General features: G+C 43.0%; 13 protein-coding genes. 4 read left to right on the top strand and 9 right to left on the bottom strand.

The features are described 5' to 3' along the window. Window positions 1-386: 386 nt before the first annotated feature. From HWQ40_RS11020 to HWQ40_RS11010, 3 genes are all read left to right on the top strand, one after another. Entirely contained in the window at window positions 387-2,657 is a 2,271-nt protein-coding gene (locus tag HWQ40_RS11020; protein WP_292777641.1) for a protein phosphatase 2C domain-containing protein, read from the top strand. Window positions 2,658-2,805: 148 nt separating this feature from the next. Continuing rightward, the gene (locus HWQ40_RS11015; RefSeq protein WP_292777639.1) at window positions 2,806-4,380 is read left to right on the top strand and encodes a CHAT domain-containing protein; all 1,575 of its coding nucleotides are present in this window, start codon (window positions 2,806-2,808) and stop codon (window positions 4,378-4,380) included. Between the two features lie 145 nt (window positions 4,381-4,525). Beyond that, entirely contained in the window at window positions 4,526-5,173 is a 648-nt protein-coding gene (locus tag HWQ40_RS11010; RefSeq protein WP_292777637.1) for a hypothetical protein, read from the top strand. Between the two features lie 288 nt (window positions 5,174-5,461). Here HWQ40_RS11010 and HWQ40_RS11005 read toward each other — a convergent pair whose 3' ends face one another. The 4 genes from HWQ40_RS11005 to HWQ40_RS10990 all read right to left on the bottom strand — a co-directional run bounded on the left by HWQ40_RS11005 (window position 5,462) and on the right by HWQ40_RS10990 (window position 9,079). Beyond that, a complete protein-coding gene (locus HWQ40_RS11005; RefSeq protein WP_292777636.1) occupies window positions 5,462-6,844 on the bottom strand; it encodes a PrsW family glutamic-type intramembrane protease in 1,383 nt (460 codons plus the stop codon). Window positions 6,845-7,281: 437 nt separating this feature from the next. Next, window positions 7,282-7,884 carry a DJ-1/PfpI family protein gene (locus tag HWQ40_RS11000; RefSeq protein ID WP_292777635.1) on the bottom strand — a complete coding sequence of 201 codons (603 nt, stop codon included), beginning with the start codon at window positions 7,882-7,884 and terminating at the stop codon, window positions 7,282-7,284. 108 nt (window positions 7,885-7,992) lie between these two features. Further along, window positions 7,993-8,550, bottom strand: a complete 558-nt coding sequence (locus HWQ40_RS10995; RefSeq protein ID WP_292778020.1) for an ISAs1 family transposase — start codon at window positions 8,548-8,550, stop codon at window positions 7,993-7,995. Between the two features lie 205 nt (window positions 8,551-8,755). Further along, window positions 8,756-9,079, bottom strand: a complete 324-nt coding sequence (locus HWQ40_RS10990; RefSeq protein WP_292777633.1) for a transposase family protein — start codon at window positions 9,077-9,079, stop codon at window positions 8,756-8,758. A gap of 62 nt (window positions 9,080-9,141) precedes the next feature. On the opposite strand from HWQ40_RS10990, the gene HWQ40_RS10985 reads away from it, so the two are divergent. Next, window positions 9,142-9,276 (top strand): hypothetical protein, encoded by a 135-nt coding sequence (locus tag HWQ40_RS10985; RefSeq protein WP_292777630.1) that lies wholly within the window; start codon window positions 9,142-9,144, stop codon window positions 9,274-9,276. A gap of 442 nt (window positions 9,277-9,718) precedes the next feature. On the opposite strand, the gene HWQ40_RS10980 is transcribed toward HWQ40_RS10985, so the two are convergent. The 5 genes from HWQ40_RS10980 to HWQ40_RS10960 form a co-directional block, all read right to left on the bottom strand. Next, window positions 9,719-10,171, bottom strand: a complete 453-nt coding sequence (locus tag HWQ40_RS10980; RefSeq protein ID WP_292777629.1) for a nitrate reductase associated protein — start codon at window positions 10,169-10,171, stop codon at window positions 9,719-9,721. 81 nt (window positions 10,172-10,252) lie between these two features. Next, window positions 10,253-10,711 carry a phosphate-starvation-inducible PsiE family protein gene (locus HWQ40_RS10975; protein WP_292777627.1) on the bottom strand — a complete coding sequence of 153 codons (459 nt, stop codon included), beginning with the start codon at window positions 10,709-10,711 and terminating at the stop codon, window positions 10,253-10,255. Window positions 10,712-11,112: 401 nt separating this feature from the next. Next, window positions 11,113-13,338, bottom strand: a complete 2,226-nt coding sequence (locus HWQ40_RS10970) for a molybdopterin oxidoreductase family protein (protein ID WP_292777625.1) — start codon at window positions 13,336-13,338, stop codon at window positions 11,113-11,115. 403 nt (window positions 13,339-13,741) lie between these two features. Beyond that, a complete protein-coding gene (locus tag HWQ40_RS10965; RefSeq protein ID WP_292778018.1) occupies window positions 13,742-15,199 on the bottom strand; it encodes a NarK family nitrate/nitrite MFS transporter in 1,458 nt (485 codons plus the stop codon). Next, window positions 15,103-15,540, bottom strand: coding sequence for a hypothetical protein (locus HWQ40_RS10960; RefSeq protein ID WP_292777623.1), 438 nt, complete (start codon window positions 15,538-15,540; stop codon window positions 15,103-15,105). The genes HWQ40_RS10965 and HWQ40_RS10960 overlap by 97 nt, the downstream gene beginning before the upstream one ends. Between the last annotated feature and the right edge of the window lie 8 nt (window positions 15,541-15,548).

Raw genomic sequence — 15,548 nt, 5'->3', positions numbered from 1 at the left:
TTAATATTTGCTATTCTTAATTAAAGTTAATTCTTGCTATCCTACTTATAAACTAAATAAATACCAACATTATCTGCCTGTTGATGATGGGGTGATTTACCAAAAGCAAATCGCGCAGTTATGCTTGGGTTATGCTGTGGTGACAGGGTTGGAGTTAGTTGCTTTGGCGATGGAGAGTCATAGGGCAATAAAAGCTATGATTAGGCTGTAGGGTTGACTTAGGAGCGTATTTTTTGGATAAGTTTTGTATTAGCACCTGCCGATATCCGCCAGCTAAAATCATCATCTAAAGTCTGGGTATGTCAAGTTTAAGAAAGATGAGCGGTCTAGATTGTCCCTACTAATGCTATTAAAGAAATTGCCAATCGCTGATCGGTGCGAAAACTATGGAAAATGACGCGGCAACGCTCTACTGTCCAAACGAAAATTGTCAGGCTGCCAATCCCCTGACTCACAAGTTTTGCCAGCGATGTTCCACGCCCCTACCCAAAAATTATCTCTGGGCTGTGGTAGATAGCCCAAGTGTGGGTAGCCCTGGAGAAATATTAGCCGATCGCTATTTAATCCTTGATAAATTTGTTCTTTTAGATACGAAGCCTGGTTTATTAGCGCTAACGCCTGAGTTAGATAATTTGCAGCCTCTAAAAGCCTACCTGAGACTGATTCCCTACCGTTTACACGTACCGCAGGTATATGGAGTGCTTTTTGTTGCTGACGGGTCTTCCCACCGAGAAATATTACTCTTAGAAAAACCGCCACTATTAGTAGATGACACTATCCAACAAGTACATTTGGGTAGCGAGTTAACCACCGCTTGGCGTGATGCAACATCAATGCGCCAACTAAATTGGTTATGGCAAATAGCTCATCTGTGGCAACCTCTGGTGAGTGAAGGTGTCGCTTCTAGCTTACTTGACTCTTATGTATTACGGGTAGAAGGATCGTTAGTACGTTTGTTAGAATTGCGTTTTGACAGCGCCACATCACCAGAATTGCCGCAATTAGGTGAATTTTGGCAGCAGTTGGTCAGCACTGCCAAACCAGCGATCGCGGAATTTGTTGATCGCGTTAGCCTTGCTTTAATTCAGGGAGAGATTAATTCAACCGATCAATTAGTCGGAGTTTTAGATCGGGGACTGGCTGGGTTAGGGCGATCGCAAACACCCACGATCCAAATTATCACCAAAACCGACACCGGGCCAAGTCGCCAACGTAATGAAGATGCCTGTAGCCCTCCCAGTGGAACTCTGGTGAGCAAACCACCCCAGCCAACAGCCTTAGCAATTGTCTGTGATGGTATCGGTGGACACGAGGGCGGCAATGTGGCCTCAAATTTAGCCATTGAAACGATCCAGCAGCAGGTACAACAACTAACAAAGGTTCCTTACGACCACATAGACCCCTCACTGCTGCTGAATGACCTAGATAAGGCAGTGGCAATGGCCAATGACAAAATCAGCCAGCGCAATGACGGTGAAAATCGCCAAGGGCGTCAACGCATGGGCACGACTTTAGTCATGGCATTACCTGTTGCTCATGAAATGTACATTACCCACGTCGGCGATAGTCGTGCCTACTGGATTACACGCCACGGCTGTTATCAAGTTACCCTTGATGATGATGTCGCCTCCCGCGAAGTGCGACTAGGTTATGCCATTTACCGCGATGCAGTACAACAGAGTGCCGCTGGCTCTCTCGTCCAAGCTTTGGGGATGGGGTCTAGCACTTCATTGCATCCCACATCGGGACGGTTTATGCTCGATGAAGATGCTGTTTTTCTGCTCACATCCGATGGTTTGAGTGACTTCGATCGGGTGGAGGAGTACTGGGAAACAGAAATCTTGCCGATTTTAGTTGGGGAAGCAAATATAGCAACTGTTGCCGATAGATTAGTCGAAATTGCTAATACTAAAAATGGACACGATAATGTCACCGTTGCTTTAGTTCACTATCAAGTCCAATATTGGGAACCAGAAATCACCATCCAAGCAGTGATTCCCCAGAGTTATTCTGCCAAAACTGTTGATTTAGCATCTAGGGCGACAGATGCGACAGTTTTAGGCAGCCCAAACCACAAGACTCAGGTGATTCCAGACACTGAGCCTGCTAGAACTCGTCAATTCCCCCTACAGTGGATAGTTCCATTAATATTTGTCCTAGCAGCAGGTTTTTTAGGATTGTTCGTCAAGCAACTGCGATCGCCATCAGGGGCCTCTCCAATTTTTTCCAATCCATTACAAACTCAAAATCCTACCATCGAAGCAACACCGACACCGCGATCGCTGGCTAATCTTTCTCTTGGTTGGGTAATTAAAACCAATAATGACATCTCCTTGGGAAACAACCAATTACTTCCCCGTGGGACTTTTTTAGAAGTTATTGAGAAAAAATCAAATCCAAATCCTGCTTCTGGGAGTTTTTTGGTGTCTATGCGAGTCTGTGCCAATAATAAAAGTACACAAACTCCAGCTAATCCTAATAACCCAGCTGTAACTACCTCAGTTCCACCAAATTCAAAACCTTTACCAGCAACAGTATTGCTAAACTCCTCCCAAGTCAACCGTTTTGGCGTTGTTTTACAATCAGACGCACCAAATCCATGTAGAACTGTCACGCAACCGCCAGTTACCGAACCATCTAACACCAGTCCAACTTAATCAAATACTCGATAAACTAGTAAAAACCTGGAATAATAACAGGTAACAATCAGAGTAAAAAACTTACAAGGTCAAAAAAGTAGAAAATTTTCACCTTGGAGAATTGTTATTTGAAATTATTTTTTTTAGCTTTTAGTTTAATGAATCCATGCCATCCCTGAATTTGGCGATCGCCCGTCTCGTAAATACTGGCACTGACAACTTCGCCATTTGGGTGGTCAAGGCTCCGTATCCCAGTGGCTACGTTTTACGTGACTGTGTATGGCCTGTTGAGCTGACCCAAGTCTGGCAAGAATGGCAGCAGATGTTTGCTGGTCATGGTCGCCTAGATATTTCCCCAAACTCAACATCTCAAAAGGCCAACCCATTCCCCATCGATTGGATTTCACCCCCTTCAGGTCAAACGACTGGCCCCTACAGCAGTCGTCTGATGCAATACTTGGGAATGAATTTATGGCGCTGGGTATTCGACGGGCAAATTCTTGGTAGTCTAGAACGCAGTCGCGGTATTGCTATGGGTCAGCATACACGTTTGCGCTTTCGACTAGAAATTCGCGACCCGGATCTGATCGCTTTCCCTTGGGAAATTATGCAGCGTGAGCCTGGTCAATCGGCGATGTCTCTCTCACAAGATTTGCTATTTAGTCGCACCACCACTGAAGTTGACGCTTTACCGTATTTGCGAACTGACCAAGCTTTAAGTATTCTGCTAGTTTTAGGTCATGATGACAAACTGCAACTAGAACAAGAAGCCGCTATCTTACAGCAAGCTCTTGTAGATATGCCTGGTAACTCCCAAAGATATGCACCTTGTGTAGTAAATCAACTCATCCAACCAACTCCACAACAGTTGATTGATGAATTAGAAACCAAAGAATACAATATTTTCTTTTACGCTGGACATGGTTTGCCAGACCCAGACGGAGGGTTACTGTTTTTGCGACCAGATATGCCCCTCAATGGGATAGAATTGGCGCAAGTATTGACCCGTACAGGTGTGAAACTAGCGGTTTTCAACGCCTGTTGGGGCGCACAACCAGCTGCGATCAATCATCAAGCTATCCCTGCCAGTAGTTTAGCAGAAGTATTGATTCGTCATGGTGTGCCTGCGGTTTTAGGGATGCGCGATGAAATTGCTGACCATGAAAGCCACAGTTTTATTCAAGCCTTTACCGAAGCTTTGCGATCGCACAAGCCAATTGATGAAGCCGTAGCCCAGGCTAGGCAAGAATTGTTAACACTGTATAAATTTAATCAACCTGCTTGGACTTTGCCTGTTCTCTACCTGCATCCAGATTTTAATGGCGAACTCATTAAGAATCTAGATGAAGGTATTACGGAACTACCAGATACAGCTATTCCTGATGTAGGTTCCTCGCTTCCGACTGCAAGTTTACGATCGCTCACTCCAAAAGGTAAAACCTGGTTACTGCGTAATGGAGTTACCCGCATCGGCCGCACGAGAGACAATGATATCGTCATCCCCGAACCATCTGTATCCAAACGCCACGCCGAAATCTTCTGCCGCAACACTCTTACTGATGCTACACTAATGCGAACTTATTACTTGCAAGATTTTTCCACCTACGGGACAACCTGGTTTTTAGGCCCTAATGGTTGGCAACAAATCCTCCGAGAGGAAGTCCCTTTGAAATCGGGAATGCAGTTAAAGTTTGGAAGTGCTAGAGGTGAAACCTGGGAGTTTGTTATTGAAGACTCCTAGCACAGCTATTGCGTAAATCAATTTGAGTCTTTAGCATCATTTAAAATCTGTTTTTTTTGGAGAAAAAATCAACAGTTTTTGCGGAAATCTCCTCTTAGAACTTGTAGCTGTCAATACAACCAAATAATCATCAGGTAAGATAAATATGGCTCACAAAATTAACGGCTCAGACACTTTCTCTTCTTTGCCATCTCAAGTAGATTTAGAGTTATTAGAAGCGTTACTAGAACCAGAGGATGCTAACTATCCCTGGAATCCAGGTGATGAGGAATCAGAAGCTTATTTTCAGGAACTAGAACAACAGTTCGGAATGGAAGATTTGCAGGGCGTTGAACTAATGAGGCGCTCGCAAGATTTTTACGGACATCTAGATGCACTTTGGTCTAGTATTACTCCTACACCTGACCATAATGATAACCTCCAACAGGCAGTAGTACTTAACCTTCAAGAAACATTACGTACGAATTTTTCTGCCTGTGTCCCCCAAATATTGCTCAACACCATCGCTACCAAAGCTGCTGAGATATTTGCGGCTCGCCAATTAATCAGCGAGCAACTGGTTGAGTGCGTTCAGACAGTACTACCAACTTGGGGAACAGAGGATCTGATCGTTTTGGCTCGTCCTTTTGCTTACGCTATGCGAAGTAGCGAATCGCAAAACGCGGTATCTGCACTCAGTAATCTTCAAAATAGCGAGTGGACAGCTTTATCAGAAGTCGAGAAAGCAAAGGTTAGTTTAGCGATCGCTTCTTATGCTTTTACTGAACTTAACAAGTCTCAGCCGGAACTATGAATGGGGAATGGGGAGTAGGGAGTAGGAAAAGTTTTGATTATGCGTTGTGTTCGTGTAACCCGTGCTTTGCGTTCACTTTATTCAGAGGTGTTTTTTGCAAAGATGTTGGTTTCCCTTACGCAAAGATATAGAGTCGAAAATCAAGACTTTTACAAGAAGAAGTTTAATGATTTTTATTTTTGTAAGTATATTTACCCCATAATAAATTAACAGTACGCTGATTTTCAAATTAGGCCATCTATCCCAAGAGGTAAATACTCAAGCATTGCTTGTTCTCCCCCTACTCCCCTATTTTGGCCCAAGAAATCGGGTAGCAAAATTTTGCGATCGCGTCGGTGACAGCGCCCGTGCCTTGAGAATTGCCGCCATCAAAAAGGCGTAAGATAACACTCCAACAATTACCAACAGCAAGGCATTGATTGACCCTGTAGCATTCCAGAGAGCGTGGAGCGCAGAGGCACTCAGATAACCAATAGACAGAATTTGCCAACTTCTACTAGGTTTGAGGACAGCCAACCCGATAAAATAACCCAGGTAGCCACTATAAGCCATGTGTCCGGCTACAGAGCCTAAAATTCGCGGAATTAACAGTTGTAAACCTGCCAGTTGACCAGCAGCTCCTATACCCACCTGTTGCGTGACATTTTGAGTGATATCAGGCACATACTGACCGAGGGTTTCCAAGAGAGTGAAGCCAACGGCAGAAGCCGTTCCCAGGAGAATACCATCTAGAGGTTCCCAGATGCCGATGCGTTCTCGCCAAGGTGAAGACAACATTCTACCGATGGCAAAAGCCCCTAGTACAGGTAATGCCTTGAGTAATTCCTCCATCAACCCAGCGCCAAAAAACATCCGCACCAGTAACTCTGTGAAGGTGATAGATTCTTGGGGTGTGGGCAAGCTTCCAGGCAGAATGCCGCGAAATACGAAAATAAATAGATCCAACAGCGGACTGAGCAAAATCAGGATTGTACCCAATGACGTAGCCATTAGCACCCACCAAGGCTTTTGTTTACCGCAAAGTTGGTAAACAAAATAGTAGGCAGCGAAGGCGATGTAACTTGCTACGATCACTTGATTAGCTTGGGGCCGACCGACTGTAGCGAACATCAGCACCACAAAAATTACGGTCAGTATTCCCGGTACGAGGTAAGCTTTACTAGTTAAATCTTTACCAGTGGAAATAATCGGAAAAAGCTGGGTGAAGCTAACAGAATCTGGCTGCTTTAATTGCGTGTGGTTGTGGTAGTTCGTCGCCGAAGGCAGTGGTGTAACTTGGTTCACTGTCGTCGCCGGAGTCAGTGAGGTATACTCGTATTCAAAAATGTATTGCGGCCCATCAGCACCTAGAGAAATGCGATCGCCTGGGTGCAATTCCTGACATTCATACAAGCGTTGTCCATTTAAGTAAGTGCCATTAGCACTATTCAAGTCACAAAGCACCCAACTAAATTTGCTATCTGGGGATAGAGAGAGGGGACGAACCACTGCATGACGACGAGATACCATTCGGTACATCATGGCATCCAAGACAACTTGGCAGCTGGGGTCGCGTCCAATTACCATCTCTTTACTGGGGGGCAGCGAGTAGCGAGATTCTGCTCCCAAAGCTGCCCCATTACCAGACACTAGCCGCAGAAATGCATTATGTCTTGCGTTTTTGCCTGTCATCGAGTTAGAGTGCGTTTCTAAACTAATTCTTCACATAATTTGGCAGCAGGACTAACCTTAGCCACATTAGCAGCAGCATTGCTAAATCCACTATAGCTTCACTTACTGCTAAGAAATTTAAAATTATTGGTGCAAAATTTCAAATTGTTTCACCTCATGTAAAGAAGTATTCCATCTGCTGATAGTTTGTCCTAAAACAGGCTTGTTAGGGGGATAAATCAGATTGTCTCGATGCTGTACTTTTGACATCGTAGCGGCAAATTAAACGCACCGCAATTTATTAAAAAATAGTATTTTTTACTGCATTTAGTTCCATTTCAAAAATATATAATTTTCAGTCGTCTGTTGTCAGTTGTTTTTGCCAAAGCTCTTTTGGAGTAGGGAGTAGGGAAAAAACTGTTATGAAGATTGAACCAAAAGATTTCTAGTATCTTGTCTCAAACAACTGTAGTCAATTCTGGATGTTCAATCTTAGTTCCAAGTATTGTGAGGAATTCTGCTAGCCAATGTGGGTGAGCAGGCCAAGCTGGTGCTGTCACCAAGTTACCATCAACTATTGCCCGATCGACAGGGATATTAACATAGATCCCTCCAGCACTCTTGATATCTGGGCTACAAGCAGGGTAGCCACTACATCTCTTGCCTTGCAGTACATCAGCAGCCGCTAATAACTGCAAGCCGTGGCAGATGGCAGCAATCGGTTTATTCGTTTGGGCAAAGTGACGGGTGATTTCTAGTACCTGCTGATTGAGGCGGATATATTCTGGTGCCCGTCCTCCAGGAATGACTAAGGCATGGTAGTTTGTGGCTTCTACTTCTGCGAAGGTAGCATTTAAAGTAAAATTGTGTCCGGGTTTTTCGCTATAAGTCTGGTCTCCTTCAAAGTCATGAACTGCTGTCCGCACCTTGTCGCCAGTTTTTTTGTCGGGGCAAACTGCGTGGACAGTGTGTCCTACCATTTGCAATGCCTGGAAAGGAACCATCACTTCATAGTCTTCTACATAGTCACCAACAAGCATCAAAAGTTTCTTTGCAGCCATATTTTGTTACCTCATCTTTTGTCAATAGTTGTTTATAGCGGTTGCCAGGTACGTGACGTCAAGTAAATATTGAAACCCCTCTGGCAATTCATGGAGAGCAGGGTGGTTTCATACAAACAGAGAAAAAACCTTTTGGAGTTGGTTGGATAAGGCACGTTGTGCTTGAGGGATAGTTCGGAAACCAAAAAATCTGGCGCTCGTAATCAAAAAGGTGTGCAAAATTGCCCAATTGACAGGAGCATTGCCACCACGACGTAGTGGAAAATCTTCGGAAAATGTAACATCTTTGACCCAGTGTAGCCGATTTTCAATTCCCCAGTGTCCTTGAGTATCAGCAAGCAATTGTTGAGCTTCGAGATGTTGACTACAAATGTAAAACTGACATTCGTGAAATGGTTGGCGATCGCGTTCACCCTGACGCTCGACAACAACAAATGTTTTGAGTCCAGCCCATTGATTTTGAAGTGATTCTGGAACTGCAAATACTTGGCAAGTGCGTTTGACGATTCTTGAATGCCGCGAATCAATAGCTGTGGCACAACTGAGTGGAGATGATTGAAGGAATTGAGTTTGAGCCATTTTGTAGAGTTTAGGCTGGTTTTCCTTCAATCCAATCAAATAATCATTATCAGCATTGATAATCAATGATACTGTTTTTTTTGACAGTGCAGAGCATCAAGGGTAAACATGACGCTTTGACCTGTAAACTCAGATATTAACTGTTGCACAACTGCGACTTCGCTGACTTGTTTATTAGCAAATTTGCATCTGGACAACAACACCACGTTGGTGACTAAATACTGACACAACCGAGATAAAGTTCTGATATGACTGACTATAATCTGTCAGTGTGCAACGAATGCTCTTAGCATCAACTGCCAATCGTTCCTCTGGTTTTGGTGAGGCGATCGCCAATGCCCAAGTAAAAAATTAAGTCTGTTAATGGCTGAAAATCGATGGTTTTTAGTACCCGTCGGAATGTCGAGTATGAAGGAAACTTGATATCAGGTGTCAGTTCTAACATTTGAATCAAGCTTTGCCGATGTACGTTAGTAAAGTCCTCCAGTGGTCGATAACCCCAGTACCTCGTCATTGCTCCTAGTAATATCAGTAACAAAACTAACCATAGTTCGTGTCTTCGTCCTCGGATATGCCGATAGTCTGGAACTTGTTGCAACTGCTCGATCAGATTCATACTTCGCCTGTTGTAAATGTTTCATTACCCCCTATAAATCATTATTATTTTTCTCTGTTTGTATGAAACCACCCTGCTTGCGAGTCTGTAAAATCACCTCCAAACCTTTAGAGGTGGGATTAGCTTTTACTGCCGTCACTGGCACAATTTCTGAGGTAGGTATTGTTTGTGGTGCTGGTGACTGTACTAGTTCTTGAGCGCTAGTGTTAGTCGGTTCTATTTTATTGAGTCTTGGAATCTCTCTAATCGTTCTAGAATTGCGTAATACCGATGCAACAGATTTATCCTGTGCTTGTTTGTTCGTTTCAGCAGCAGTTATACTTCTTGCAATCTAGAAGCAAATAGAGCTTGTCACCAAAACAATCTTCAATGTCTGTTTTAACACTATGTAGTACCCCAACACCTACTATCCACTTACCACTACTCTCAAAAAAGCAGCAAATAGCTGTTATTTACTGAGATTGGCAGTCAGCTACTTGAGAATAAACATTACAGGAAATGATTCAGCAATTGGAAACAATTCTCAAATTTTTTTCACTAAGGGAGTTGGTAGATACAGTAGACCAAAAAATTTTGCGATGCCTGCCGCAGGCGCAGGCATCGCTCTGTAGATTTTTTATTTTCACGACTATTGTCTAATTAAAACAGATGAAATTCTGCGATCGCTCTCTTAAAATTTTTGTTTTCATGTCCTGGCTGACTGAGTTTAATCAAAGCAAAACGCTGTAAGGGCGTTAAAGCTGCCCAATTTTGCTGTGTTAGGGTTACACCTATTTCTTGAGCTTTTTCCTGAAGGCTAGCTGGTACAGTGGCAGAGTCTAGCCATGCAGGATGAGGCTCAATGGGCAATTTTGTAGTTGGTATACCTGTGCGTTGTATGATTAATTGCTCGATATACTCGCGGTAAGACTGAATTTCCGTTTTTGTAGTGCAAGGTAATTTGACTAAAGCTTGACGCTCATCTGTCGTCATTTGATTCCAATCAGGCAATTTTAGCTTGATGCCACAGGTATCTAGTTTGCAACGCACTTGCATGGGAATGCAGCGCAGGGAATCAACAAAGTCTGCTTCAAATTCAAAGAAATCTGTCATAAGAAAGTATTTAAAATTAGCTCTTTATACTGTTGCCTTCTGCCTGGTTCTTGAGCGTAATCGAAACACTGCCTCCTTCAATTAACTTGCATTTTTGGAATTACTGAGACGAATTATCAAATAACTAATTGATAAGGCAAGAATAGCTATACCTAGACCAATTATATCAATACCTTCAATTTTTTCTAAATCAAGAATAATAATTTTCCTCGCAACAGCAATTAAAGAAGTAACAATAACTAATTCAACTTGAAAAACGTGTCTTCGTAAATATGCTGTAATATTTTCTAAAATTTCTAAAGCGATTAAAATATTCAAAAACAGCCCAAATATTTTATATAATGTTGTATTAAACTTTGCGTAAGGGGTTGTAAATAACTCTTTAAAAATAAATAGTCCTAAATCTCCGATCGCTACCAAAATTACGACCACCATAAAAATAGATAGAACTTTAGAAACTAGCACTTCTATGTTTTCAATGATGTGCATTAAATTCTCATCTTTGGTAGCCCCTAGAATTTTCCTCAGTAACTTTTTCATCTGCTGCACCCGATTTTTAAATAAAAGAAAATCCCATAGATAAATCTAGAGGATTAAAAATAATTCGTAATTCGTAATTCGTAATTAAGTTCTACAACTCTTTGACCTGGCAAAAAACTTACTGATGACCTAGCTCTGTGGACTGAAACTGCCAGAATTTATTAAAAAAAGATGTCTGATAATGTTTTGTAAGTTTCTATGCTTTTTTATTCTTTATCCATAGATAAAACTAACTCTAGTAAAACCTCTTATTGCTAGAATTTTACCTCTTTAGATATAGTAATTGGTAACAGTCAAAATTAGAGAGTTATAAAAAATGATAATAACTATTGACTATTGATTATTGACGAAATTACCTATTGCTGGTTATAAATTACCACCTTCGAGCTACACTTTGCAGCTTACCATTGTGAGGACTGGAGTTGATAATCTTTGATGGGAACTTCCACCGAAATTGGTATTAACTGCACAGCACAGGCTTTTAATTCTGGTTGCAGTGAATCGGGGCACGATTCTGGATGGGTGAGGGCGTTAGCTTCGGCATTATCTGCCCACAGCGAACCCCAGTGCATAGGGACAAAAACTGTACCAGGCGCGATCGCTTTTGTGACTTTAGCAGGAAACTTCGCTTTACCCCGACGCGATCGCACTTCTACATGCATACTATCGACAATACCTAACCGAGCAGCATCACGGGGATGAATTTCGATAAACGGTTCGGGATGCATTTTGCAAATTTTTTCAATTCGACCGGTGCGTGTCTGCGTATGCCAGTGTCCGTAAAGTCGTCCATTAGTTAGCACAAACGGATAATCTGGGTCTGGCGGTTCTGCCAATCCCTTGGAGTAATATGCACCAAATCGAGCGCGTCCATCAGGGGTGTGGAAGCGCAAGTTAGTGTATAGTCTTTTCCCAGAGCAATTGGCAGATGCTTCTCCCCCTGCTTCCCCTGCTCCTCTGCTCCCCCTGCTCTCTTCAGGGTGAGGCCATTGAGTCGGGCCTTGTGTCTGTAATTGCGCGTGACTGATACCTGTCATGTCGCAGGGGCGGTTTTTGGTTAGTTTGACAAACTCAGCGTAAACTTCAGCAGAGTTAGCAAAGGCAAATTCTCTCTCAAAACCTAATCTACGTCCAACTTCGGCAAAAATTTCCCAATCGGCTTTAGCTTCTCTTGGCGGTTGGCGAAATGCTGAACACAGAGTTACTACCCGTTCGGAATTTGTCATCACACCAGTTTTTTCACCCCACTGGGCTGCTGGTAGTAGAATGTGAGCGTAGGCAGAGGTTTCTGTGGGATAATAAGCGTCTTGGTAAATAGTGAAAGGCGATCGCAACAATGCCTTCTTAGTCCGCTCTAAATCTGGCATACTCACAGCTGGGTTGGTAGCTGCAATCCACAGTAACCCTACAGCATCATTTTCCAACCCAGTAATCATGTCCCAAGCAGTCAAACCAGGATTGGGCGAAATTTGTCCTGGCTTGAGTCCCCAAAACTCCTCAACTTCTGTACGGTGGTGAGGATCTTTCACCGTCCGATAACCTGGTAATAAATGCGCCAAACCTCCGGCTTCCCGTCCTCCCATCGCGTTCGGCTGACCAGTGAGGGAAAAAGGGCCAGCCCCAGATTTGCCAATCTGTCCAGTCATCAGGTGCAAGTTAATAATCGTTCTTACCTTAGCCGTCCCTTCTGACGATTGATTCACACCCATTGACCACAAAGACAGTACTCGCTCAGATTTACCCCAGTAGCGAGCTGCTGTTTCTAAATCTTCAATACTGATTCCACATTGACGAGCCACTACTTCTGGTGGATAGTGGCGAATTACTTCAGCATAAGCGGGAAAGTTGCTGGTGCAGTCGTCCATGAACATCGTATCAATGTAATTCCAGCGCATCAACAAATGGGCGATGCCGTTTAACAAGTCGATATCTGTACCGGGACGAATGGCTAAATGCAAATCAGCGGCTTCTGCGGTTGGTGTGCGACGGGGATCAACCACAATCATTTTGACTTTGCGGTTCTTTTTGTGATATTTCTCTAGTCGGTTAAAAACGATGGGGTGACATTCGGCTGTATTAGTACCAATTAGAAATGCACAGTCAGTTAACTCCAAGTCATCGTAACAGCATGGTGGCCCATCTGAGCCAAAGCTTTGAATGTAGCCAGCCACAGCACTAGACATACATAAGCGAGAGTTGGCATCAAAATTATTAGTACCCAGACAGCCTTTCATGAGTTTCTGGGCTATGTAGTAATCCTCAGTTTGAAACTGACCGGAACCGTACATACATAAGGCTTCTGTCCCTTGGGTGAATAACACGGTTTGAATGCGTTTGGCGATCAGATCAAAAGTTTCATCCCAACTAACCCGCCGAAACTCTTGATCTAATGAGTCTCGCACCATTGGGTAATGTAATCTATTTTTATCTAAAGATTCTGCGATCGTTGCGCCTTTGACGCAAACCATTCCCTGACTCGACGGATGGGCTTTGTCACCCCGCACCCGCCAAGTTGGATTTCCTTGGCTATCTCGATTAGTTGCTTTGCCTAGTTGGGCTGGAGGTGAAACTTCTAAACCGCAGCCAACACCACAGTAGGGACAGAGAGTTTTGGTAAATTCACTCATGGCAGTTGTAGCATTTTGTTATTTTGATTGTGCAACCTCAGATGTAGCAACAGTTTGAGAAATTTGTGTGTTACGCAAAAACTCTTTGAAACTCTTATTTCTTTGTGTCCTTTGCGATTCGTTTTTTCATAAATTTGCGTAAGTTCTGCCGATGTGGTTTGTGGAAATTATTTTTTTACGAACCGCAGAGAGAGCATTCTAAATTTTTAAATTTACTATTATTCTGTCTGAAGATAGGAATAAGAGAATGAGTAAACGAACCGCAAAGGGCGCAAAGAACGCAAAGTTAAGAGAGTTATAAAGGGTTTTTACATCAGTACAGAGAGAATGTTATATAAGGATGAAGTGTAAAGTTAACTAATTGAGATTTTATAGTTAATTTCACTACTTCACCTTCAATTGATTATTCTTCGGTTAAGAAGATAGTAGTTGCGGTTTCTGGTAATTCACCTTCAGATGCAGCGGCAAAGGAACCTTTTGGTTCTTTGAGGAAGAAGGCACACATAAAAGCACAGACTAGGGCAGCTAAACCCATTGTGGAAAATAGTGTTGGAGCATCGGTTAAGCTGAAAATTGTCAGGTAAACTACGCCACCAAAATTACCGTAAGCTCCTACATTACCAGCAATTTGTCCAGTAGCTTCTTTCTTAATTAGGGGGACGATGCTGTAAGTTGCACCGCAGCCAGCTTGGGCAAAGTAGGCGGCAAACATTGTAACTGCGATCGCTACCGGAATCGGCCAGCTACTACTAATAAAATGTGCCATCAAATAACTAACACCAATGCCAGCACTGATAATTGTCATTGTCCACTTCCGGGAGTTAAATTTATCAGAAATTAAGCCACCACTGGGACGAGAAATCAAATTTAAAAATGGATAGGTAGCGGCAATCATCCCAGCGATAACATGTTCTAAAGCAAAGGTTTTTTCAAAAAATGCTGGGAGCATAGAAACAGCTGCCAGTTCGCTACCAAAACTAGTTATATAAGTGAATTCTAGTAAAGCTACTTGACCAAATTGGAAGCGTTCAGATGGAGCATAACTTTTCTTGCCAATTAAAAGTTCTCGGTTGACTTCCCAAGCTTTGTAACTTTGGTAAGCAAATAATCCTGCTAATAGTAACCAAGTCAGATACATTTGGCTCAAAGTTAGGAAGTGAATATTCTTTTGTTCCAAACGCCAAGCCAATAAACCCAAGGCGAAAATTAAACCAAAATTTGAGAGAATCATCGCCCAAAAGCTTTTAATACTGGTCACTTCTAGAGAACCATTTTTCTTAGGTTTTTTGTAAACTTTGCCTGTGGGTGTATCTTGGACATTGTTGTAATAAATTACGCCGTAGATAGCTGCAATAATCCCTGTAAATGCGATCGCAAACCGCCAGTTAGAAGCACCACCAGCAAAAACGCTCGTAGAAACTGCAAGTATCGGCAAGGCAAACTCTGCGCCAAAAGCTCCAAAGTTGCCCCAACCGCCATAAATACCTTGAGCAATTCCCATCTCCTTCGGCTCGAACCATTCGGCTACCATACGGATACCCACAACAAACCCAGATCCAACAATCCCCATCAGCAAACGACTGATGACTAGTTGATTAAAATCTTGCGCTAGCGCCGTCGCTAAACAAGGAACTACCGCAAACATCAGCAGGATTGAGTAGGTGATTCTGGGGCCAAAACGATCCAGAAGCATCCCAATAATTAGTCGTGCGGGAATTGTGAGGGCGAGGTTACAGATGCCTAAAGTTTTGATTTGTTCTGGTGCTAGATGTAGTTCTCTGCCAATGGTTGTAGCGAAGGGGGCAAAGTTAAACCAACAGACAAAGGTGAGAAAGAAAGCAAACCAAGTCTGATGTAAGATGCGGTAGCGATCGCTGAATGAAAATAATTTTTTAAGCATTCCAATCTTTCTAATTGAATAAAACACGGAGAAGATGAGCCTTTTAACTCGGAAGATGAGCCTTTTAACTCGGAAGATGAGCCTTTTAACTCGGAAGATGAGCCTTTTAACTCGGAGATTGAACCTTTCAGCTCGGAAGATGAGTCTTTCAACTCGGAGATTGAACCTTTCAACTCGAAAGTTGCACCTTTTACCTCGGAAGTTGCACCTTTGAGACTGAACATTGAGCCTTTAAGGTTGAAGTATGAGTTTTGCCCCATGCCCCATGCCCCATGCCCCATGCCCCATCCCCAATGCCCCATGCCCAATT

The sequence above is a fragment of the Nostoc sp. NMS9 genome (assembly GCF_017114995.1).
Lineage (GTDB): Bacteria > Cyanobacteriota > Cyanobacteriia > Cyanobacteriales > Nostocaceae > Nostoc.
The sequence above is the reverse complement of the archived record's forward strand: the minus strand, read 5'-3'. Positions and strand labels throughout refer to the sequence as shown.

What these genes read in the sequence shown, in the direction of transcription:
- HWQ40_RS10990 (WP_292777633.1), bottom strand. Translation starts at nt 9,079, where the DNA reads ATGAATCTGATCGAGCAGTTGCAACAAGTTCCAGACTATCGGCATATC.
- HWQ40_RS11005 (WP_292777636.1), bottom strand. Translation starts at nt 6,844, where the DNA reads ATGACAGGCAAAAACGCAAGACATAATGCATTTCTGCGGCTAGTGTCT.
- HWQ40_RS10975 (WP_292777627.1), bottom strand. Translation starts at nt 10,711, where the DNA reads ATGAAAAAGTTACTGAGGAAAATTCTAGGGGCTACCAAAGATGAGAAT.
- HWQ40_RS10970 (WP_292777625.1), bottom strand. Translation starts at nt 13,338, where the DNA reads ATGAGTGAATTTACCAAAACTCTCTGTCCCTACTGTGGTGTTGGCTGC.
- HWQ40_RS10985 (WP_292777630.1), top strand. Translation starts at nt 9,142, where the DNA reads ATGAAACCACCCTGCTTGCGAGTCTGTAAAATCACCTCCAAACCTTTA.
- HWQ40_RS11010 (WP_292777637.1), top strand. Translation starts at nt 4,526, where the DNA reads ATGGCTCACAAAATTAACGGCTCAGACACTTTCTCTTCTTTGCCATCT.
- HWQ40_RS10960 (WP_292777623.1), bottom strand. Translation starts at nt 15,540, where the DNA reads ATGGGGCATTGGGGATGGGGCATGGGGCATGGGGCATGGGGCATGGGG.
- HWQ40_RS10980 (WP_292777629.1), bottom strand. Translation starts at nt 10,171, where the DNA reads ATGACAGATTTCTTTGAATTTGAAGCAGACTTTGTTGATTCCCTGCGC.
- HWQ40_RS11020 (WP_292777641.1), top strand. Translation starts at nt 387, where the DNA reads ATGGAAAATGACGCGGCAACGCTCTACTGTCCAAACGAAAATTGTCAG.
- HWQ40_RS11000 (WP_292777635.1), bottom strand. Translation starts at nt 7,884, where the DNA reads ATGGCTGCAAAGAAACTTTTGATGCTTGTTGGTGACTATGTAGAAGAC.
- HWQ40_RS11015 (WP_292777639.1), top strand. Translation starts at nt 2,806, where the DNA reads ATGCCATCCCTGAATTTGGCGATCGCCCGTCTCGTAAATACTGGCACT.